Here is a 20,248-nt window from a genome sequence, read left to right on the forward strand (position 1 = left end):
GTTTTTCAGTATAACTATAGTCATTAATGTCGTTTAAAAACAGGCAGTAAAAGCATCACTTAGTATTAAAAAAGAGATGCCCTGATAAACTTATGATTATAAAAGGCCCTACATTATGACTTTGCTCTGGATACCCTTGTTATCCTTAATTGGCAGTGTTATTTCTGCATGCACAGGTAAGTTATCCCGTAATTTAAGCACTAGTTTAACGGCTCTTGCGCCTTTGACTGCTTTGGGGATTACTCTATACCATGCACCTGCAGTTTTAGCGGGCGAAACAATTCGTTATTCTTTAGCTTGGATCCCGTCTATAGGACTCGACTTATCTCTGCGGTTAGACGGTCTTAGTTTATTGTTTATGTTTATGATTTTAGGCATAGGCCTGCTCGTTATCCTCTACACGCGTTACTACCTCAGTGCTAACGATTCAATGGCTAAGTTATATAGTTACTTAATGCTATTTATGACCGCAATGCTTGGCATTGTTATGTCTAATAATGTTATCCAATTGTGGCTGTTTTGGGAATTAACGAGTATAAGTTCATTTTTATTAATTAGTTTTTGGTGGCATAAGTCAGAAGCGCGTAAGGGCGCACGCATGGCGCTTGCAGTAACAGGGGCGGGTGGCTTAGCACTACTTGCTGGCTTAATGTTATTAGGAGACATTGTTGGTAGTTACGACCTAGATGTTATTTTAGCAAGCAAAGCAATCATTCAATCTCACGATTTATACGAAGTAGCATTGGTATTGGTACTATTAGGTGCGTTTACTAAATCGGCACAATTTCCATTTCATTTTTGGCTTCCTCATGCAATGGCAGCACCTACTCCAGTAAGTGCGTATTTACATTCTGCAACTATGGTAAAAGCCGGTATATTTTTGTTAGCGCGTTTTCATCCTGCTTTAGCTGGCACGGATACTTGGTTTTTACTTGTAGGGTTAACAGGTTTAGCAACGCTATTGTTTGGTGCATACATAGCATTATTCAAACACGATTTAAAAGGATTGTTAGCCTATTCAACAATAAGCCACTTAGGTTTAATAACGCTGCTATTAGGACTTGATACTGAGCTTGCGACCGTTGCTGCTATTTTCCATATAATTAATCATGCAACCTTTAAGGCATCGTTATTTATGGCAGTTGGTATTATTGATCATGAAACGGGCACGCGTGATATGCGTAAATTAAATGGCATGTGGCGATACTTACCTTACACAGCAACACTTGCAATGGTCGCGGCAGCGGCAATGGCTGGCGTTCCGCTACTTAATGGTTTCTTATCGAAAGAAATGTTCTTTGCAGAAACACTGCATCAACAAGTGCTTGGTTCTATGTCGTGGTTAATTCCAGTATTGGCAACTGTTGCAGGTGCTTTCGCTGTAGCGTACTCAGCCCGCTTTATTCACGACGTATTTTTTAATGGCGACCCGATTGATTTACCTCGAACGCCGCATGAACCACCACGCTATATGCGTGTACCAATAGAAATACTCGTTGTGATTTGTTTATTGGTGGGTATGTTCCCACACTTTACAATTGATGGCATTTTATCTGCGGCCTCTTTAGCTGTACTTGGAAAAGAGATGCCAGTTTACGAATTGGCTATTTGGCACGGGTTTAACTTGCCTCTATTAATGAGTGCAATGGCGATTGCTGGCGGCTTATTTATTTATATTAATCGTAAATATTTATTTCAGTTTCAAGCATCATTACCACCTTTAAATGCTAAAAAGACGTTTGAACGTGTAATTTTAAGTGTTGTTGCTTGGTGTCAGTCAAAGGTAAGCAGTATCGAAAATGGATCGCTGCAGCGCTACCTAGTAATTATGTTAGCGGTAGTCTTACTGTGTGCCGGTTGGCCATTATTTGAAATGCAACAACTTGCTGGCAGCATGCCACTTACCCCTGTTGATGTGCACAATGCAATTGGTGCGGGCTTATTGATTATTGGTGCTCTTGCTACTGTTATTTGGCATCGCTCTCGAATGGTATCGTTGTTAATGCTCTCAATCGTAGGGTTAATGGTATCGGTTGTATTCACACGCTTTTCTGCTCCTGATTTAGCACTTACACAGTTAACTGTTGAGGTTGTTACTATTATTTTACTTATGCTGGCATTGTTTTTCTTACCCCAGCATACGCCAAAAGAATCAAGTTCATTACGCGTACTTCGAGATTTAGGAATTGCCTCTACGTTAGGTGTAGTTATAGCGAGTATCTGTTATGCATTACTTACACGTCCATTAGATTCAATCTCAGACTTCTTTATTGCTAACGCTAAAATTGGTGGCGGTGGTACTAATGTAGTTAACGTTATTTTAGTCGACTTTAGGGGCTTTGATACGCTTGGTGAAATTACCGTATTAGGCATTGCCGCATTAGGTATATTTAAAGTACTTTCTCGAATCCCATTATTTATGCCAGCAAGTGACAGCGAAGGGCGCCCATGGGCACGAGAGCGCCACCCAATCTTACTGGCGAGTATTTCACAAAGTTTATTACCGCTTGCGTTATTGGTTTCTGCATATATTTTCTTACGCGGACATAACTTACCTGGCGGTGGCTTTATTGCAGGACTGGTAACGTCAATCGCGTTTATTTTGCAATACATGGCGCATGGTACAGCATGGATAAACGGACGTTTTGATGTTAATTATCGTAAAATCATAGCTTCAGGCATTGGTATTTCACTGTTCACTGGTGTGGGTAGCTGGTTCTTTGATAAGCCATTTTTAACAACTTGGTTTGACTACTTTGATATTCCGTTTGTCGGTAAAACAGAGCTTGCCAGCGCGATTGCATTTGACCTAGGTGTTTACTTAACGGTTGTAGGCGCTACGCTAATGATTTTGGCAAGCTTAGGTAATATGACGGCAGATACCCAGAAAAAAGAGGTAAATATTTAATGGAATTATTGTACGCATCTTGCGTTGGAGTATTGGTCAGTTGCGGTGTGTTTTTACTGCTAAGAGCTCGTACGTTCCCTGTAGTACTTGGACTTACTATGATTTCATATGCTGTTAACTTATTTTTGTTTTCAGCAGGTCGTCTTACTATTAATAAAGCGGTAGTGCTTGGTACTGGTACAGAATACGCCGACCCATTACCTCAAGCTTTAGTGCTTACAGCTATTGTTATTGGTTTTGCGATGACCGCATTCGTGGTTATTTTGGCAATACGTGGGCGCGCCGATTTAGGTAGCGACCATGTTGATGGTTATGTGCCTAACACCTCGGCAGATAATAAGGAGCAAAAATGATCCAACATTTAGCTTCGCTCCCTATTTTATTACCTATGCTGACGGCTGTTATTTTATTGCTACCGCCATGTGGTAAAAGCGTTAAAATTCGCCGCTTAGTTTCAATTGTAATGGCAATAGCTACTTTTGCCATTAGTGTACTTTTACTTGTACATGTTAATAATACAGGTATTAACGTTTACGCTATTGGCAATTGGTCTGCACCATTTGGAATAGTCTTAGTAGCCGATATGTTGTCTACCTTATTGGTTACGTTAACTTCATTTTTAGGTTTGGGCGCTATTTTATATGGTAGTGCTGGCGATGATGAAAAAGGCAGCTTTTATCACCCACTTGTTCACTTTTTGATATTAGGTGTAAATGGCGCGTTTTTAACTGGCGATTTATTTAACCTATTTGTATTTTTTGAAGTGCTACTGATTGCATCTTATGCATTGTTAATGCACGCAGGTGATAAACAAAATACTCGTGCGGCATTGCAATATGTAATATTGAATTTAGTTGGCTCAAGCGTATTTTTAATTGGTTTGGGTATTTTGTACGGTGTGCTTGGTACGCTTAATATTGCAGATATGACGCAAAAGGTATCACTACTTACAGGTGATGATGTATATCTAGCAAAAGCAGGTGGCTTACTACTATTAATAGTATTTGCTTTAAAAGGCGCACTATTACCTCTGCATTTATGGCTTCCAAATACTTACGCAAGTGCTAAACCTGTGGTTGCCGCATTGTTTGCGATTATGACCAAAGTAGGCGTTTACGCTATGCTTCGTGTTTATACGGTGATATTTGGTGAACAAGCCGGAGCGCTTGAACACATGGCGCAGCCTTGGCTTTGGGGCTTAGCAATTGCGACCATTATAGTAGGTGCAATTGGTGTGATGGCAGCACAAGACTTACGTAAACTCACCTCTAACTTAGTATTAGTATCGGTAGGTACGCTGGTTGCGCTAATAGCATTGCAAAATGTAAATGCCACTGCTGCACTTTTATATTATTTAGTGCATTCAACACTTGTTAGTGCCGCACTATTTTTACTAGCAGACTTAGTTTCAATCCAGCGCGGTAAAGTTGGCGATAGACTAGTAGCAGGTCGCTCTGTAAAACAGCCATTTTTATTAGGTGTGTGCTTTATTATTGCGTCTTTAACGGTAGTTGGTATGCCACCACTGTCAGGCTTTGTAGGTAAAATTTGGATACTTAAAGCGACATTAAACAGTGAGCAAGCTTTATTATTTTGGCCAGTATATTTAGTAACAAGTTTTGCGTTGCTAGTAGCGCTTTCGCGCGCGGGCACAACTTTGTTCTGGGAGCATAGAAGCAAAAATAGCGAAAATGCCGATTGTGCAAGTGCACACCCGGTGCAGGTAACTGTAATTATAGCTTTACTTGCATGTTCGCCATTGCTCGTTATTTTGGGCGGACCAATAAGTGAATATATGCTAAATGCTGCTACTCAGTTACATGATCTAAGCGGCGGTATTAATGCTGTACTTAAAGGAGGCATGTGATGAGATTACAAGCCCGTTTTCGTTGGTTACCAACGCCATTTCGTAGCTTATTTTTGTTTATGGTTTGGTTATTGTTAAACAATAGCGTATCGGTAGGGCACTTAGTATTAGCGACTATTTTTGCGATACTCATCCCTATATTAAGTTTTTCGTTTCGAGACCCTCAGCCACTGATTTTAAAGCCAGGCTTGGCGCTTAAGCAGTTACTTATAGTGCTGTACGATATTGTTGTTGCAAATTTACAAGTGGCTTTACTTATACTTGGGCCATCAAAAAAATTGCGTCCGGCCTTTATAAAAGTTCCTATAGATTTAACACACGACATGCCAATTACTATATTGGCTAGTTGTGTATCGCTTACACCTGGTACTGTGAGTGCAGAAGTTTATCCAATTGCTGAGTCGTTACCTGAAGGTGAAGAGCCAACGCAACGCTACTTACTGATACATGTGCTTGACCTTAAAGATGAAGAAGCACTTATCAAACAAATAAAACAACGCTACGAAGCTCCACTAAAGGAGATATTTCAATGTTAGACACCGTATTACTCATTGTTTTTTCGATGATTGGCTTATCATTATTGCTTAATTTATGGCGATTGATCATCGGTCCGTCAGTGCCTGACCGTGTTTTAGCGCTCGATACTATGTACATTAACGTCATCGCACTGATTATTTTATACAGCATTAGTATGGATACAGGGCTTTATTTTGAAGCTGCACTGCTCATTGCCATGCTCGGCTTTATAAGTACGGTTGCAGTGTGTAAGTATTTACTACGTGGCGATATAATTGAATAAGGTGAAAACATGATCAGCGAATGGGTTGTATCAGTATTATTGTTATTTGGTGGTACGTTTATTTTAATTGGCTCAATAGGTTTAATTAAACTACCTGACTTTTTTATGCGTTTACATGGACCAACTAAAGCAACCACGTTAGGCATGGCGAGTATGTTAATTGCGGCTATGGTTTATTTTGCAAGTTCAGAGCATGGCCTAAGTGTTAAAGAAATACTCATCACTATATTTTTACTAATTACAGCACCGATTAGTGGTTACATGCTAATAAAGTCAGCTATTCATCATAAGCTAAAAGCCAAAGAAGGCACTAAAGGCCTAGATAATGTAGAAGACGACTAACGCAAAAATTAATTTATAAAAGGCCGAATAAATTCATTTTATTCGGCCTTTTTAATGATTGCTTGTACCCTTTACAATACAAATTATTCATGTGACTATAAATCCATTATTTATATGAAAGGATATTATTATGGGTAAGGTACTACTTTTATCATTGCTAATTTTTTCTAGTAGTTTATATGCTGAACAAAATACTAAGCAGCAAAAAATAGATGAACTCATTAGTGTAATGAATTTAGATTCAATGGTTGATTCTATGTACGGCCAGGTTGAAGGTATGATGAAAGGCATGTCAGACCAAATGGGTGTTAAGCCTTCTGAGCAAGCTATTTTTGATAAGTACTACGGCGACATGACGACGGTATTAAAAACCGAAATGAGCTGGGCTAAAATGCAGCCAATGATGGTCAATGTATACGACAAGCATTTTAGTGAGCAAGAGATTGCCGATATGTTAGCGTTTTATAAAACAGATACAGGGCAAAAAATACTTGAAAAAATGCCTGTTGTAATGCAAGAGTCTATGCAAATGTCACAAAGCTTAATGAAAGATGCTATGCCTAAAATACAAACTTTAGCGCAGCAACTAAGCGACGAATTAGAGCAAAGCCGTAGCGAATCAAACTAGGGCAGCGCATATTTGGTATTTATGCTGCGTTATCGCCTGTTTATGGGGGATAACCACACAACATAGGCTCTGCCTTGCCTAAAGACCAAACAGTCTGCATAAATTAAATCACCAATGATCAACACGCCCTTACATTAATACGCGCCTTACTTAGGCGCTTCTCTGCTAAATTACATTCCCTTCAGATAATACACGGCCAATATCAGCTTAAGTTAATTATGTTTGTGTCATTATGCCAATGAGCAACAATACATAATCAATTTGAGGGAATAAATTCGGCGCTAACTGCGTTAAACATTTTTGAGATACGACTGCATGGATGCAGGGGCAATTAATAATAACAACTAAATAACGAAACCTTTGCTCTGTTATCCACTCGATTTATTGTCTTAAATAGAGCACTTAATTGAGCCAATTAGTATTATTTTGTTAGTTTTAAAATAGCCATTGACCTATGTGTTGCACCTAGGTTTATTATGAAGCTATTGAAACACGACGGAGCTAAATTATGTATGTTAAACAACTTGCCAAATTAATGGGCGTGACTGCCGATACTGTTCGTCATTACACACGTATTGGGTTACTTAACCCAATACGCAGTGAAGAAAATGGCTATCAAGAATATACAAAGCAAGACCAGCAACGTTTAAAGTTTATTATTAGTGCGCGTCAACTTGGTTTTTCACTCAAAGATATTCAACACATTATAGGCGAGTCAGAGCAAGGGAATTGTCCTTGTCCGTTAACGCGAAAACTCATTACTAAACGCCTAGAAGAAACCGAAGCACTATTTCAAGAAACATTAAAATTACGAAACAGAATGCATGCAGCTCTGGCGCAATGGGATACATCAGCCGATGGTGCAAATGCCAGTGACGTATGTAGTTTAATAGAATCTTTTGTTGATCCAATAAACGATTCTGCAAATAAGGAGCAGCGTAATGACGACTAATACAAAAGACACCGCGCAAAACTTTATTATTGAAGGTGCTAATTGCGGCAGTTGTGTGGCTAAAATTGAAAAAGCCCTTAATAGCGTGCAAGGTGCGCAAAATGTAGAAATGAACTTTGCACAGCGTACAGTACGTGTAGAAGGTAAAGCCCGCGAAAGCACGCTTATTAAAGCAGTCGAAAACATTGGTTATTCAGCTAAGCCAATGAGTAACGAGTCTGATCAAGATGCACTTGATGAAAAAGCAAAGTCGGACGAGGCACATTACAAAAAGCTAATGCGTAATATGATATTAGCGTTAGGAGTCGGTGCACCGTTAATGATATACGGGCTTATTTTTGATATGAGTGTGACCACCGAGACACAACGAATAGCCTGGTTTTTAGTGGGTATAGTCACGCTCGTGGTTATGGCTATATCAGGTAAGCAATTTTACAACGGTGCTTGGCAGGCATTCAAAAACCATGCTGCCAATATGGATACATTAATAGCGCTTGGTACAGGTACTGCGTGGTTGTATTCAATGTTTGTGGTAATCGCACCAAACTTATTACCACAAGTCGCAAGACACGTATATTTTGAAGCATCATCGATGATCATCGGTTTAATTAGTTTAGGGCTCGCTTTTGAAGTAAAAGCACGTGGGCGCACCTCACAAGCAATTAAACGCTTAATTGGCCTGCAACCAAAAACTGCACGCGTAATTCGCGATGACCAAGAGCAAGACATCGACATTAGTGATGTTGTAAAAAATGATGAAGTACGCGTACGCCCGGGTGAAAAAATCCCTGTGGATGGCGATGTTATTGAAGGCAGCAGTACGGTTGATGAGTCAATGCTTACTGGTGAGCCAATGGCTGTAAGCAAAAAAACGGGCGACAAAGTCATTGCCGGAAGTATTAATAAAAGTGGCACTTTATTATTTAAAGCCACGCACATTGGTAGCGAAACCACACTTGCCAATATTATCAATATGGTAAAGCGTGCACAAAACTCAAAGCCATCAATAGGGCGCTTAGCTGATGTTATATCAGGAATATTTGTACCAACAGTCATGATTATTGCGGTGCTTGCAGGCCTTGCATGGTTAAACTTTGGACCTGAGCCATCAATTGCTTATGCCGTTGTTGCGGTTACCACTGTACTTATTATTGCTTGTCCTTGTGCGCTAGGGCTCGCAACCCCTATGTCGGTTATGGTGGGTATTGGTAAAGCTGCAGAGTCAGGAATATTAATTCGAAATGGTGAGTCGCTGCAAACAACATCTAAAATCACCACCATGATTTTAGATAAAACAGGCACTATTACTCAAGGCACACCGCAAGTTACCGATGTAGTTACGTTTAACAACAGTGATGAAAATACAGTAATGCAACGTGTTGCAAGCCTTGAAAGTAGCTCAGAGCATCCATTGGCAGAAGCAATTACGGGACATGCTAAAAAGCAGGGGTTAACTTTAAGTAAAGTAGCTGACTTTAACGCAATTACAGGTAAAGGTGTCACTGGCAGTGTTGACGGGCAAACATTGTTGTTTGGTAATAAAGCGCTAATGGATAAATACGATGTAGCCGTTGATGATGCAACCGAGCAAGCTCAAACACTTGCCAGTGATGCTAAAACGCCCATGTATTTTGCAAGTAATAATAAGCTCCACGCTATTATTGCAGTAGCCGATCCAATTAAAGAGGATTCAGTTGAAGCTATTAAACGCCTGCAAGATAAAGGTATCCACCTAGTTATGCTAACAGGTGACAACAAAGCCACTGCACAAGCCGTTGCTAAACAAGTTGGTATTGATGACTTTATTGCAGAAGTAATGCCCGATGATAAAGTAAACGAAGTAACAAAACGCCAAGCAAATGGTGAAATAGTGGGTATGACAGGTGATGGTATTAACGATGCTCCCGCACTTGCACAAGCCGACGTAGGATTTGCAATTGGTACAGGTACCGATGTTGCAATAGAAAGTGCAGACATTACCTTAATGCGTGGTTCGTTACATGGTCTTGCTGATGCAATTGCAGTGAGTAATGCAACTATTTCAAATATTAAACAAAACCTATTTGGTGCCTTTATTTATAACGTGGCGGGTATTCCGATTGCAGCCGGCGTGTTGTATCCATTTTTTGGCATCCTACTTAACCCTGTTGTTGCAGGTGCAGCTATGGCACTTTCATCGCTTACAGTGGTAAGTAACGCTAATCGCTTACGTTTTTTCAAACCAAATAAATCGTAATTTAAGCTAAGGAGTACATTATGTTGATGATTAATATAGGTGGTGCACTGTTAATAGCTGCAATTATTTATTGGTTTTGGCTATACAAACCAGAGCAAACACAAAGTGATGACAACAAAGAAACAATAGTCGTTGATAACGGTGTTTATAAGCCAGGACACATTAAGGTGGCAGCCAACAAAGAGGTTGTACTTACCTTTGATAGAAAAGACAGCGCGCCGTGCGCCGAAACAGTGGTATTTCCACAGCTTGATATAAGTAAAACGCTGGCAATGGGTGATGGCAATACGGTTAAACTACCTGTGCTTGAAGCCGGTGAGTATGACTTTCATTGCCAAATGCAAATGTACAAAGGCAAGCTAGTTGCTCAGTAATCTGAGCTAAGTAGGTGTTGGGGTCGTATAATTGCCTTATATAAGCTGTATAAATAGATGAGTAGGAGTCGTTATACTAAATGAATAAACTAAACCCTAAAAAATTATTGAATAGTAAATGGACCGCAACACCTGCTATAAATAAAGAAAAACACTTCATTATTGTTGAGGTGGAATTTGATGAAGACGGCAATGTAATTGAATGTATTACTGAGGCTGTTATGTCAAAAAATCAATATCCAATTAGTTGGCGAGATTTAAAAGATAACCAAAAGTGGCTGCAAGGGTGGAAGTAGTTTAAATCTATATAATTTACCTCACTCCAATAGCTGGCACACGATGTAGGTTTGTTTAACTCAAGCGAACCTATGCTTTACAGCGCATTAAATTATGAGTTTAATGCTACAACTTAGCTTTAGCATTGAAACCTTCCTAGATAAATTCGCCATTTGGCAACAAAACAGTTAATTTCAAAATATCTTTCCAAAATTTTTATAATAAATTTCAAAAACAATATAACTTACTGATTATAAATAAATTAATTGTTTAATAGCCGCAAATAAATCCTATGTAATTTCCATGTTCATATTCAGTTTATTTTGAAGACTAACCTAAACGCCCCCTTATTGGCTTTTTAGCAAAAGTGTGTCTTTTTAATTAAACTTAACCAATTGATTTATAATGGTTTACTATTTTTAGTTAAATGGCTGTTGCTAAATAGCAACAATAACACCTCCCCAAATTAAGCTTTTCTCGCTTTATATCATTTAACTCATTGTTTTTAAGTAATAAATAAAAAGTGGCACCGAAGTTGTAATACCTAGAGTGTATTAAGCAAAACGTGATGAAAGCCAAAGGCCTTAATCGCAACAACCCAATGAAGGAATACTATTATGAAAACATTTCAATCAACATTAGTACTAATGGCGCTAGCTTCTTCATCAGCGGCTTTTGCAGCAACAGATTTTGATACGCTAGACGTAGATGGTAATAGTGCAATCAGCCAAGCCGAAGCTTCAGTAGATGCTGAGCTTTTAAGCAAATTTGAAGAACTCGATACAAATCAAGATGGTGAGCTATCTGAAGATGAGTTTTCTAAGGCCTAAAATTAAAGCCTTAAGCAGTTAATGCTCTGTGATGTTATCTAAATTCTGAGTTGCCAAAGACAACCTAAGTAGGCAAGGGAGCCTACTAAAAAGAATAACCAGGAAGTGACTAGAGAGCACTATAGAGCAAATTTATTTAGGACACCGCATACTTTTGAAGGATTAAATTATGAAAAAGCTACAATCAACATTTGTACTTATGGCTATTGTTTCTTCGTCAGTAGTATTTGCAAACACAGACTTTGAAACACTCGACGCAGACGACAACGCTTCAATTAGTCGCTCTGAAGAATCGGCGCAAGTGATAGAGCAATTTGACGAGCTGAATGTTCAAAGTAGCGGTGGTCCGACAGAAAATGATTTTTTTGAATATTAATTTATAGACACTTTACTCCTAAAGGATCTTTGAAAAGGACTTCTTACCCCTAATCAGGCCCAAAGCCTAAGGAAACGATTATGAAAACATTACATAAAACTCTAGCTCTTGTCGCCCTAGCTTCTTCTTCAGCGGCGTTTGCTGCGGTAGATTTTGATTCTTTTGATACAGATGGCGACGGCGTAATTAGCAAAACAGAAGCCCAAGTAAACTCGCAACTAGTACAGCTTTTTGATCAATTAGATACAGATGGAAATGGCGAGTTATCTAAAGAAGAGTTTTCGAAGGTTCAGTAATAAGATCTATGTAGAACCTTACCAGTCATACTCACAAAGCAGCTAAGTAATTAATACTTAGCTGCTTTTTTGTGCATTTAATTTAATATATTACTATTTAGTCACCAAAGTAGTGCAAAAGTTGAGTTTGAATAGTGTCAAGTTACTGATTATTAAGTTATTTTATTTTTGGTTTTAAACTTGCAACTCTATTTATAACTTAGGTTAATGAGTATTTTAAATGGCGCGGATGAGTTATATCAGTAGTGTTGAGCGCTACCACGAATATGAGCATGTAATACACAGTTTACTTGAATCTATTTTAATGAGTATTGAGGACGGATTAACTAAAGAGCGTGATACCCGCTATTTGATTAAGCAGTACCCATTTTTAGAATTACAATATTGTTTGAATGCAGAAGGTTTGCAGCAAGGTAATAATGTCTGCTTTAAACGCGCATACAGCAAAAAATTAGGTGAAAGTGGTAATCAACAAGATTTAAGTGAGCGACCCTATTTTTTGAACGCTAAAGCAAGTGATAAAGTGTGCTTTACTGATCCCTATATTTCTATAGCGACTAACCATTTATGTATATCGGCGATTAAAGAGCTAAAAAAACCAATTAATAATCAACATTACTTGGTCGTTGATGTGAGCTTAACGCAGCTTATTGAGTTTGTAATGGGTGATACTGCGCGCGCTAATATGTCGCCTTACTTCAAGGCGGGTTACGGTATTATTGTGGCGTGCTTATTTTGCTTAGTATTATTTTTACTAAATATCGTTTTTAGTGATATATACGCTCTATTAACCCATGTAGATACCTCATCAGACCCACTTGAACCCTTTAGTATCATTATTTACATCACCTTGGCATTGGCAGTATTTGATTTAGGTAAAACAATACTCGAAGAAGAAATCCTGATGCATAAGGATATTTTTAGGCACTCGTCTACGCGGCGCACTATTACACGGTTTATCTCTACTGTATTGATTGCTATATCAATTGAGGCGCTGTTAACTATGTTTAAAGCGGCGTTGGGGCAATCGGAGTATTTAATGCCTGCCATAGCGATGATGCTGGCAGTGGTAGGGCTTTTAATTGCACTGGCTATTTATGTTTATTTAGGGGCAAAGGCCGAAACGCTATTAATGCGCGCTCGTTTAAAACAAAAATCCTCCAAGTAGGAGGATTTTTATATTACATAACTATTTAATAGCTATTTATTGCTTATCTTGTGCGCGTTTGGCTTTAAAGTCAGACTCGCTCGTCCACTTTGGCCAATCGCCATTATTTGCAAGCTGTGTGGCTATATCAACAATAAGATCTATATCTTGCTTAACACCACCTAACGACCAACCAGCTGAGTAGTCGTCTGCTTCTTTATGGTATTTATGCGCAATGTACTCAGGATCGGTATCACCCAGACTCATAAATAATAAACTAGGCACGCCTTGCTTAGAAAGCGAGAAATGATCTGATCTAAAAAACAAACCATTTTGCGGGCGAGGATCCATTTTAACAACACGGCCTTGTGATTTTGCAGCCTTTGCTAAATAGTTTTCCATTGTCGATAAATCTTTACCGTATTGTAAAATGTAGTCAGTGCCATCAAGCACGTTCATGCCATCAATATTTAATAAACCGACCATTTGTTTTGTAGGTACAACCGCACCCGATGCAAACTCTTCAGAACCAATTAACCCTGTTTCTTCTGCTGTAAAGTTAGCAAAAATAATTGAGCGTTTAAATGGTTTTTGCTTGTTCATTTCGCTCATTATACGTGCTATTTCAAGCGTGGCTGCAGTGCCTGAAGCGTTATCTACCGCGCCATTATAAATCTTAGGGCCAGTATCAGTTTGTTTAGTACCAAAGTGGTCCCAGTGAGCGCTAATAACAACGTATTCGTCAGGTGATTCGCTACCTGTAATTTGTGCAACTACGTTATGCGATTTGGCATGTGATACTTCGTTTTTAAAGGCAAGGTTTGCTTTTAAGTTAAGTGGCGTCGCTTTAAAGCCATTATTTAATGCTGCTTGTTTTAAATCTTGATAGTTAAGCTTTGCGGCGTTAAACATTTGCTCGGTCGCATCAAGTGTTAGCCAGCCCATAACCGGTAATTTAGACGCGTTTAAATTGTTATCCATTAACGTGTATTTAGTGCCGGTGTTTGAACTTTCAACTACGCCCCAAGGATATGCCGCAGGTGCGGTTTCATGAACAATAAATACAGCCTTTGCACCTTGGCGAGCGGCTTCTTCATATTTATAAGTCCAACGACCGTAGTAGGTCATTGCATTACCAGTAAAAAGGGCGTAGTTTTGAGTAGCAAAGCCTGGATCGTTAACTAGCACAACTAAAGTTTTACCAGTTACATCAATATTCTTATAGTCATTCCAGTTATATTCTGGTGCATTAATCCCATAGCCAACAAATACAACGTCAGAATTGCGTACATCAATTAATGGCTGAAGTTGCTCGGTACGTGCGGTAAAGTCTTTACCTGATTCAAAGCTTAAATCACCTACCTTTAACTGCATATCCTGATTAGCTGTCACCATTGCCATTTTTACAGGCTGTAAGTATTTACCTTTATAAGCACCGGTTAAACCGAGCGCTTTATATTGCTCGCTTAAGTAGCCTACGGTTTTTACTTCACCATGAGTAAGCGGGCCTCGGCCTTCAAAGTCATCAGAGGCTAGCGTTTTAATATGCTGTTTAATATTGCTAAGGCTTACACCTGCTGTATTTTCTAATGGAGTTTGTTCGCTTGCAGGCTCTGAGCAGCCAAAGAGTGCAACTAGCAAGCTTAGGCTAGCGCTTTTTAAAAGAGTAGATGCCATAGTCTTCATATTGTTATTTAATTAGGCTTTCAATATAAAGGAAGCACCGCAGCGATGTCGAATTTTTATAGAGAACTTTTCATTCAATTGCAGATTGATTTTATAAGGCGTATAAATAACGAACAATCTAAAGGAGCACATAATGGGCCAATGTAAAAAAAGTGGGTATTTATTTATAGCTAGTGGCATTGCATTTTTTGCTGCTGCAATATTAGCTGAGCAGGAGACATTTTTTGTGCTGTCTGCTTCTTTTATAATACTGGGCACTATAAGTATAAAAAAAGCGATTGAATAACCGCTTAGTTTTTTTAGCTAAATATAAAGCTTAAATACAATACTTGGCACTAAAAGCAAAAAACCAGCATTAGCTGGTTTTTTTGCATAAGTTGCAGTTAGCTTTATGCGTCTGCAAGTTTTACGCGGATCTTACTTTTATCAACAGTAGATTGGTTAAGTGCAGTAATTGCGCTTTTACTTTCTATGTCGTTTGGCATTTCTACAAAGGCAAAACCTTTAGATTGGCCAGTTTCTTTATCAAGTACCAAGTTACAGGTAGTCACTTTACCGTGCTCTGCAAATAAAGTACGAAGCTCATGCTCAGTGGTAGCACGAGACAAGTTACGAACTAATAGTTTCATAATGAACCTAAATAATTATGTCAGTATTAATTATCTCAAGTAACTCAGGTTTAACCTAATTTTATTTTAAAACAAATATAAATAAACACTCTATAGAAATAATTTTTTGTATCACTATGAAAATAATAGATTTTATAATTAAATTTAAAATATCAGTAAATTGGTAATATTAATTGGTAATTGAATTGTGGTTGTTTGTACAATAAATTGGTAAATTTGTATTTAATTAACTTACTATTAACCACAGAACTACTCATGTCTAAATATCCCCTTAAACCGTGTAATACAGTTACAGCTATACTTCTATCTTGTTTAGTTACTGGTTGTGGCAGCTCAGGCTCTGATCCTACGGTGCAAAATAATGAAGCGATTTCTTCACAAACTCCTGCAACAATTGGTGGTAACACTCTAGGTGAAGTTATTAGCGATAGGAATGATACAATAACAGGCTCGTTAACTATTACGGATCAACAATCAGGTGAAGCTGCTTTTGTAGCACAAGAAAATAGCGCTACAAGCTATGGTTTTTTTAGCTTAAATGCTGGTGGAGATTGGTCATACACACTTGACTATTTAAACGCATCAATAACATCTTTAAGTGAAGGTGAAACACTACAAGATACAATAACAGTAAACTCTGTAGATGGTACTAGCGCACAAATTATCATAACAATTGTAGGTGCACCAATAGCTCAAGCTGATGGCTTTGAGAAAATATCACACGTTTTATTGCGATCAGATGGCGTTAATTCGGGGTTTGACGCATACACACTTATTGAAAATGCCTTCGGCGAGGGGTCAATTGAATCTCCAGACTTATACGCTGGCAATCATGAAAGTGTTGTCCATATTATCGAAGATACCGATACGATAATTGGTAACCATTTTGTCTTTTTAGCTCACCGAGATGATGACCAAGATAAAGACAAAGGCGTAAGTGATAGACAACGTAACGAAATAAAAACCTACGATAAATCACCACAAGAAACACTGGCGTTTGAGGGTGAGACATTTCAATATAGCTGGAAATTTAAAGTAAGCAGCGAGCTTGAGCTTACGAGTAAGTTTAGCCATTTTTTTCAAATAAAAGCTCGAAATGACAGCAACGATAATACTAATGGCAACGACGACCAGCCTATTATCACTCTCTCTGGAGCACAAAAAAACAGTACAGGTAATCAGCTGCAAGTGCGATATAGCGCAGGGTTTGATGAAAACGGCAACAGCACAGGGCTTGATAAAAACCTCATTGAAACCGACTGGTCACTCATTACAGATGAATGGGTCGAGGTATTTGTACAAGCTACATTTAGTGAAAATGGCAAGTTAGATATGACGTTAACGCGCTTAAGCGATAATGCAGAGATATTTAATATAAGCGAGCAAAACATAGATATGTGGCGCGGCTTTAGTGATGCTGATTTTGCTCGTCCTAAGTGGGGAATATACCGCTCAATTGTTGATACCGACAGCCTTCGCGCTGATGAAGAACGTGTTAGGTTTGCTGATTTTTCTATTACAAAAGGTAAGATAGCGCAGTAAGCTATAACATGAAAAAGCCGTTAATAATTATGCATTATTAACGGCTTTTTTAATTTTTTGAGAAAAGTGATTATTTCACTTCTTTACCCGCTGCTTGTTGATCAGCATGGTAGCTTGAACGTACAAACGGGCCAGAAGCCGCGTGAGTAAAGCCAATTTCGTCTGCATATGCTTTTAAGCCGTCAAACTCTACTGGTGGCACATAGCGCTTAACCGGTAAGTGATGCTTAGAAGGTTGTAGGTATTGGCCTACAGTTAGCATGTCAACGTTGTGAGCACGTAAATCGCGAAGTACTTCTTCAATTTCGCTAATTTCTTCACCTAAACCAACCATTAAGCCTGATTTAGTTTTTACTTCTGGGTGAGCTTCTTTAAAGCGACGAAGTAACTCTAATGACCATTTATAGTCAGCACCTGGACGAGCTAGTTTGTATAAACGTGGCGCAGTTTCAAGATTGTGGTTAAACACATCTGGTGGCGTCTCGATTAATATCTCTAGTGCGCGGTCCATACGACCACGAAAATCAGGTACTAAAATTTCGATAGTAATAGTTGGATTATGTTTACGAATCTCACGAATACAATCGGCAAAATGCTGTGCACCACCATCACGTAAATCATCACGATCAACTGAAGTGATTACAACGTAGCTTAGCTTCATATCTTTAATAGTAAGTGCTAGCTTTTCAGGTTCAGTGGCATCAGGTTTTAATGGGCGACCATGAGCAACATCACAAAATGGGCAACGACGAGTACAAATTGCACCTAAAATCATAAAGGTAGCTGTACCGTGGTTAAAACATTCAGATAGGTTAGGGCACGAAGCTTCTTCACATACCGAGTGTAAGCCATGCTTACGTAGCGCTTTTTTAATACCGTCAATACGATCGGTTGATTTAGGTAAGCGAATTTTTAACCATTCTGGCTTACGCAACATTTCAGTTTTTTCTGTAGGTAAAACTTTTACTGGGATCAACGCCATTTTTTCTGCGTCGCGTAGTTTTACACCTGGTTCCATTTTGACTGGTTTATTCATTCGTTTTCAAACCCTTCAGTATGCTTAACCTGTGTTGCATTAAGCTTCTTGATCATGTGTTTCACCAATCCTTCACCCGCACTTTCTAGGTTTTGAGGACCATCTAATTCTTTAGTTTGCACCATATTCATGCCCGCATAACCACATGGGTTAATGCGTAAAAATGGACTTAGGTCCATGTTAACATTTAATGCTAAGCCATGAAACGAGCAACCACGACGAACCCTTAAACCAAGGGATGCAATTTTACTGTCATTAACGTATACACCTGGTGCATCAGCTTTAGCATAAGCTTCAATACCATACTCGGCGAGTGATTCAATAATGCACTCTTCAAGCCAAGTAACCAGTTCACGTACACCAATCTTTAAACGACGTAGATTAAATAATACATACATCATTTGCTGGCCAGGGCCGTGGTAAGTTACTTGCCCGCCACGGTCAACTTTAATCACCTCAATGTCGCCAGGAGCTAGTAAGTGTTCGTCCTTACCAGCCTGACCTTGGGTGAATACACTCTCGTGCTCTACAAGCCAAATTTCATCTGGCGTATTTTCATCACGGGTGTCGGTAAAGTCCTGCATTTTTTGCCAAATTGGCATATAACGCTGACGACCCAGTTGGCGTACGATCAAAGTGTTTTCGTTCACAACAAATCTCAACTATGGATTAAAGCATGTGGCGTACGTCATCAATATTGCTGATCACGTTGTAAATTTCTTCAATGTGTTTGCCACTAGTAACTGTTGCTACAAGGCTTACTGACTCGTAATTACCTTTGCTGCTTGGTTTTACTTTAGGGGCGTAATCGCCAGGTGCTATTGGTTGTAACTTAGCTAAAATTTGATCAGTTAAGTTTACGTTAGCTAAACCCATTATTCTGAATGTAAATGGGCAAGGGTACTCTAGGTACTCATCAAATTTAGTATCTTTAACAGGTTGAACCACGACGGTGACTCCTCATACAAAAGTGTGGACTCTATGCAAGCTTGAAGCTTAATACAGATAGGCAATTAGCAGTCTTGCTTATATGGGGCGCATTCTAACATTTTTCAAGCAAAAAAAAACGCCTCACAGTGGAGACGTTTAAATTAGTTACCTAGTTAATAGGGGAGATATAAATTACTGCATGATCTGTAAGCGTAAGTAATCATAAATTTTGCTAAAGAAGCTGCCTTCTTCCACTTCTTCAAGTGTAACTAGTGGGTATTGAGCAATATCTTCGCCCTCTAGTTGTAAGAATAACGTACCTACTTTAGTACCTTTAGCAAGTGGTGCTTCAAGCGTATTATCTAGCTCAAAGTTAGCTTTAAGGTTTTTATGCTGACCACGTGGGATAGTAATTGGTGTATCTTCTAAAATACCTAAAGATACGTTCTCTTTGTTACCCATCCAAATACGTTGTTCTGCAAAGCTATCGCCTGCTTTGTACGGAGTAATTGTTTCATAAAAACGAAAACCATAGTTAAGTAGCTTTTTACTTTCTACTTTACGAGCTCGTTCGCTTGAGGTACCCATAACAACAGCAATTAAACGCATATCGTTTTTAGTAGCTGAGGTAACTAGGCTGTAACCAGCTTCTGATGTATGCCCTGTTTTAATGCCGTCAACATCTAAGCTTTCATCCCATAATAATGAGTTACGGTTATATTGCTTAATGCCGTTATAAGTAAACGATTTTTGCTTATAAAGTGCATATTCATCTGGCACATCACGAATAAGAGCAGCACCAAGTGTCGCCATATCGCGTGGAGTTGTGAAGTGCTCGTCAGTATCAAGGCCGTGGCTGTTGATAAAGTGACTGTTGCTCATACCTAATTTAGCAGCATGGGCATTCATTAAATCAGCAAATGCGCTTTCGCTTCCAGCAATATGCTCAGCCATTGCTACACATGCATCATTACCTGATTGAATAATAATACCGTGGTTAAGCTCATCAACACTAATTTGTTTACCTACTTCAATAAACATCTTTGAAGATTCTGGAAAGTTTTTAGCCCATGCTTTTTCGCTTACCGTTACCATATCGGTAGTGGCAATATTACCTGCTTTAATTTCAGTACCAATTACATAACTGGTCATCATTTTAGTTAAACTTGCAGGTGCTAGCTGTGTATCGGCTTCACCTTCAGCAATAACTTTACCTGTTGTAAAGTCGACTAAAAAATAACCTTTCGCATTAACTTGAGGTGGTGCCGGAATAATTTGGGCGCTGGCTGAGAATACGGCGGCTGTACAAACTAGGCCGCATACACCTTTGAGGATTTTATGTTTAATAGATTTCATCATACTCATTAATGGTTAAAGTTAAAGATTCGCGTTAC

The 20,248-nt window shown here is 38.8% G+C and carries 23 protein-coding genes; 17 read left to right on the plus strand and 6 right to left on the minus strand.

Translation table 11 applies throughout. The features are described 5' to 3' along the window. Positions 1 to 115: 115 nt before the first annotated feature. The 15 genes from GQR53_RS11930 (at position 116) to GQR53_RS12000 (ending at position 13,052) form a co-directional block, all read left to right on the plus strand. Positions 116 to 2,908, plus strand: a complete 2,793-nt coding sequence (locus GQR53_RS11930; RefSeq protein WP_165744018.1) for a monovalent cation/H+ antiporter subunit A — start codon at positions 116 to 118, stop codon at positions 2,906 to 2,908. Then, complete coding sequence (locus GQR53_RS11935; RefSeq protein ID WP_010554685.1) at positions 2,908 to 3,261, plus strand: Na+/H+ antiporter subunit C; 354 nt, start codon at positions 2,908 to 2,910, stop codon at positions 3,259 to 3,261. The genes GQR53_RS11930 and GQR53_RS11935 overlap by 1 nt, the downstream gene beginning before the upstream one ends. Continuing rightward, a complete protein-coding gene (locus tag GQR53_RS11940; protein WP_165744019.1) occupies positions 3,258 to 4,775 on the plus strand; it encodes a monovalent cation/H+ antiporter subunit D in 1,518 nt (505 codons plus the stop codon). Before GQR53_RS11935 ends, GQR53_RS11940 begins: the two co-directional genes overlap by 4 nt. After that, positions 4,775 to 5,311 (plus strand): Na+/H+ antiporter subunit E, encoded by a 537-nt coding sequence (locus GQR53_RS11945; RefSeq protein WP_002958499.1) that lies wholly within the window; start codon positions 4,775 to 4,777, stop codon positions 5,309 to 5,311. The genes GQR53_RS11940 and GQR53_RS11945 overlap by 1 nt, the downstream gene beginning before the upstream one ends. Then, the gene (locus GQR53_RS11950; protein WP_007378493.1) at positions 5,305 to 5,574 is read left to right on the plus strand and encodes a K+/H+ antiporter subunit F; all 270 of its coding nucleotides are present in this window, start codon (positions 5,305 to 5,307) and stop codon (positions 5,572 to 5,574) included. The genes GQR53_RS11945 and GQR53_RS11950 overlap by 7 nt, the downstream gene beginning before the upstream one ends. A 9-nt stretch (positions 5,575 to 5,583) precedes the next feature. After that, on the plus strand, positions 5,584 to 5,916 hold the full coding sequence (locus GQR53_RS11955; RefSeq protein WP_165744020.1) for a Na+/H+ antiporter subunit G: 333 nt from the start codon (positions 5,584 to 5,586) through the stop codon (positions 5,914 to 5,916). Between the two features lie 130 nt (positions 5,917 to 6,046). Then, entirely contained in the window at positions 6,047 to 6,544 is a 498-nt protein-coding gene (locus GQR53_RS11960; RefSeq protein WP_024595964.1) for a DUF2059 domain-containing protein, read from the plus strand. A gap of 508 nt (positions 6,545 to 7,052) precedes the next feature. Further along, entirely contained in the window at positions 7,053 to 7,496 is a 444-nt protein-coding gene (locus tag GQR53_RS11965) for a MerR family transcriptional regulator (protein WP_165744021.1), read from the plus strand. Next, on the plus strand, positions 7,486 to 9,732 hold the full coding sequence (locus GQR53_RS11970; protein WP_165744022.1) for a heavy metal translocating P-type ATPase: 2,247 nt from the start codon (positions 7,486 to 7,488) through the stop codon (positions 9,730 to 9,732). The genes GQR53_RS11965 and GQR53_RS11970 overlap by 11 nt, the downstream gene beginning before the upstream one ends. A gap of 20 nt (positions 9,733 to 9,752) precedes the next feature. Next, positions 9,753 to 10,106 (plus strand): cupredoxin domain-containing protein, encoded by a 354-nt coding sequence (locus GQR53_RS11975; RefSeq protein WP_165744023.1) that lies wholly within the window; start codon positions 9,753 to 9,755, stop codon positions 10,104 to 10,106. Between the two features lie 80 nt (positions 10,107 to 10,186). Beyond that, entirely contained in the window at positions 10,187 to 10,402 is a 216-nt protein-coding gene (locus GQR53_RS11980) for a TIGR02450 family Trp-rich protein (RefSeq protein ID WP_002958506.1), read from the plus strand. Between the two features lie 597 nt (positions 10,403 to 10,999). Beyond that, positions 11,000 to 11,212 carry a calmodulin gene (locus tag GQR53_RS11985; protein ID WP_165744024.1) on the plus strand — a complete coding sequence of 71 codons (213 nt, stop codon included), beginning with the start codon at positions 11,000 to 11,002 and terminating at the stop codon, positions 11,210 to 11,212. A 169-nt stretch (positions 11,213 to 11,381) separates the two neighbouring features. Continuing rightward, the gene (locus GQR53_RS11990; RefSeq protein WP_024591130.1) at positions 11,382 to 11,588 is read left to right on the plus strand and encodes a hypothetical protein; all 207 of its coding nucleotides are present in this window, start codon (positions 11,382 to 11,384) and stop codon (positions 11,586 to 11,588) included. An 80-nt stretch (positions 11,589 to 11,668) separates the two neighbouring features. Beyond that, positions 11,669 to 11,884, plus strand: coding sequence for an EF-hand domain-containing protein (locus tag GQR53_RS11995; RefSeq protein WP_024597051.1), 216 nt, complete (start codon positions 11,669 to 11,671; stop codon positions 11,882 to 11,884). Between the two features lie 220 nt (positions 11,885 to 12,104). After that, positions 12,105 to 13,052, plus strand: a complete 948-nt coding sequence (locus GQR53_RS12000; protein ID WP_024603579.1) for a PDC sensor domain-containing protein — start codon at positions 12,105 to 12,107, stop codon at positions 13,050 to 13,052. A 36-nt stretch (positions 13,053 to 13,088) separates the two neighbouring features. On the opposite strand, the gene GQR53_RS12005 is transcribed toward GQR53_RS12000, so the two are convergent. Further along, the gene (locus tag GQR53_RS12005) at positions 13,089 to 14,708 is read right to left on the minus strand and encodes a M28 family metallopeptidase (protein ID WP_165744025.1); all 1,620 of its coding nucleotides are present in this window, start codon (positions 14,706 to 14,708) and stop codon (positions 13,089 to 13,091) included. A 142-nt stretch (positions 14,709 to 14,850) separates the two neighbouring features. Between GQR53_RS12005 and GQR53_RS12010 the strand changes: the two genes are divergently transcribed. After that, positions 14,851 to 15,003, plus strand: coding sequence for a hypothetical protein (locus tag GQR53_RS12010; RefSeq protein WP_165744026.1), 153 nt, complete (start codon positions 14,851 to 14,853; stop codon positions 15,001 to 15,003). Positions 15,004 to 15,106: 103 nt separating this feature from the next. Here GQR53_RS12010 and GQR53_RS12015 read toward each other — a convergent pair whose 3' ends face one another. After that, entirely contained in the window at positions 15,107 to 15,346 is a 240-nt protein-coding gene (locus GQR53_RS12015; protein ID WP_002958513.1) for an RNA-binding protein, read from the minus strand. Positions 15,347 to 15,601: 255 nt separating this feature from the next. Here GQR53_RS12015 and GQR53_RS12020 point away from each other — a divergent pair, with 255 nt between their 5' ends. Beyond that, positions 15,602 to 16,888: a VCBS domain-containing protein gene (locus GQR53_RS12020; RefSeq protein ID WP_165744027.1), complete on the plus strand. Its 1,287-nt coding sequence runs from the start codon at positions 15,602 to 15,604 to the stop codon at positions 16,886 to 16,888. 70 nt (positions 16,889 to 16,958) lie between these two features. Here GQR53_RS12020 and lipA read toward each other — a convergent pair whose 3' ends face one another. The 4 genes from lipA to GQR53_RS12040 form a co-directional block, all read right to left on the minus strand. Continuing rightward, complete coding sequence (gene lipA, locus GQR53_RS12025; protein ID WP_002958515.1) at positions 16,959 to 17,924, minus strand: lipoyl synthase; 966 nt, start codon at positions 17,922 to 17,924, stop codon at positions 16,959 to 16,961. Next, a complete protein-coding gene (gene lipB, locus GQR53_RS12030; RefSeq protein WP_010554695.1) occupies positions 17,921 to 18,574 on the minus strand; it encodes a lipoyl(octanoyl) transferase LipB in 654 nt (217 codons plus the stop codon). Before lipB ends, lipA begins: the two co-directional genes overlap by 4 nt. A 19-nt stretch (positions 18,575 to 18,593) precedes the next feature. Continuing rightward, positions 18,594 to 18,872: a DUF493 family protein YbeD gene (gene ybeD / locus GQR53_RS12035; RefSeq protein WP_002958517.1), complete on the minus strand. Its 279-nt coding sequence runs from the start codon at positions 18,870 to 18,872 to the stop codon at positions 18,594 to 18,596. 174 nt (positions 18,873 to 19,046) lie between these two features. Next, positions 19,047 to 20,210 carry a serine hydrolase gene (locus GQR53_RS12040; protein WP_002958518.1) on the minus strand — a complete coding sequence of 388 codons (1,164 nt, stop codon included), beginning with the start codon at positions 20,208 to 20,210 and terminating at the stop codon, positions 19,047 to 19,049. Between the last annotated feature and the right edge of the window lie 38 nt (positions 20,211 to 20,248).

It is taken from the genome of Pseudoalteromonas sp. Z9A6 (assembly GCF_011378805.1).
Taxonomy (GTDB): Bacteria; Pseudomonadota; Gammaproteobacteria; order Enterobacterales; family Alteromonadaceae; genus Pseudoalteromonas; species Pseudoalteromonas distincta.

Bases quoted from the DNA above. Each gene is read 5' to 3' on its own strand.
- GQR53_RS11930 (WP_165744018.1), top strand. From the start codon at position 116: ATGACTTTGCTCTGGATACCCTTGTTATCCTTAATTGGCAGTGTTATT.
- GQR53_RS11935 (WP_010554685.1), top strand. From the start codon at position 2,908: ATGGAATTATTGTACGCATCTTGCGTTGGAGTATTGGTCAGTTGCGGT.
- GQR53_RS11940 (WP_165744019.1), top strand. From the start codon at position 3,258: ATGATCCAACATTTAGCTTCGCTCCCTATTTTATTACCTATGCTGACG.
- GQR53_RS11945 (WP_002958499.1), top strand. From the start codon at position 4,775: ATGAGATTACAAGCCCGTTTTCGTTGGTTACCAACGCCATTTCGTAGC.
- GQR53_RS11950 (WP_007378493.1), top strand. From the start codon at position 5,305: ATGTTAGACACCGTATTACTCATTGTTTTTTCGATGATTGGCTTATCA.
- GQR53_RS11955 (WP_165744020.1), top strand. From the start codon at position 5,584: ATGATCAGCGAATGGGTTGTATCAGTATTATTGTTATTTGGTGGTACG.
- GQR53_RS11960 (WP_024595964.1), top strand. From the start codon at position 6,047: ATGGGTAAGGTACTACTTTTATCATTGCTAATTTTTTCTAGTAGTTTA.
- GQR53_RS11965 (WP_165744021.1), top strand. From the start codon at position 7,053: ATGTATGTTAAACAACTTGCCAAATTAATGGGCGTGACTGCCGATACT.
- GQR53_RS11970 (WP_165744022.1), top strand. From the start codon at position 7,486: ATGACGACTAATACAAAAGACACCGCGCAAAACTTTATTATTGAAGGT.
- GQR53_RS11975 (WP_165744023.1), top strand. From the start codon at position 9,753: ATGTTGATGATTAATATAGGTGGTGCACTGTTAATAGCTGCAATTATT.
- GQR53_RS11980 (WP_002958506.1), top strand. From the start codon at position 10,187: ATGAATAAACTAAACCCTAAAAAATTATTGAATAGTAAATGGACCGCA.
- GQR53_RS11985 (WP_165744024.1), top strand. From the start codon at position 11,000: ATGAAAACATTTCAATCAACATTAGTACTAATGGCGCTAGCTTCTTCA.
- GQR53_RS11990 (WP_024591130.1), top strand. From the start codon at position 11,382: ATGAAAAAGCTACAATCAACATTTGTACTTATGGCTATTGTTTCTTCG.
- GQR53_RS11995 (WP_024597051.1), top strand. From the start codon at position 11,669: ATGAAAACATTACATAAAACTCTAGCTCTTGTCGCCCTAGCTTCTTCT.
- GQR53_RS12000 (WP_024603579.1), top strand. From the start codon at position 12,105: ATGGCGCGGATGAGTTATATCAGTAGTGTTGAGCGCTACCACGAATAT.
- GQR53_RS12005 (WP_165744025.1), bottom strand. From the start codon at position 14,708: ATGGCATCTACTCTTTTAAAAAGCGCTAGCCTAAGCTTGCTAGTTGCA.
- GQR53_RS12010 (WP_165744026.1), top strand. From the start codon at position 14,851: ATGGGCCAATGTAAAAAAAGTGGGTATTTATTTATAGCTAGTGGCATT.
- GQR53_RS12015 (WP_002958513.1), bottom strand. From the start codon at position 15,346: ATGAAACTATTAGTTCGTAACTTGTCTCGTGCTACCACTGAGCATGAG.
- GQR53_RS12020 (WP_165744027.1), top strand. From the start codon at position 15,602: ATGTCTAAATATCCCCTTAAACCGTGTAATACAGTTACAGCTATACTT.
- lipA (WP_002958515.1), bottom strand. From the start codon at position 17,924: ATGAATAAACCAGTCAAAATGGAACCAGGTGTAAAACTACGCGACGCA.
- GQR53_RS12040 (WP_002958518.1), bottom strand. From the start codon at position 20,210: ATGAAATCTATTAAACATAAAATCCTCAAAGGTGTATGCGGCCTAGTT.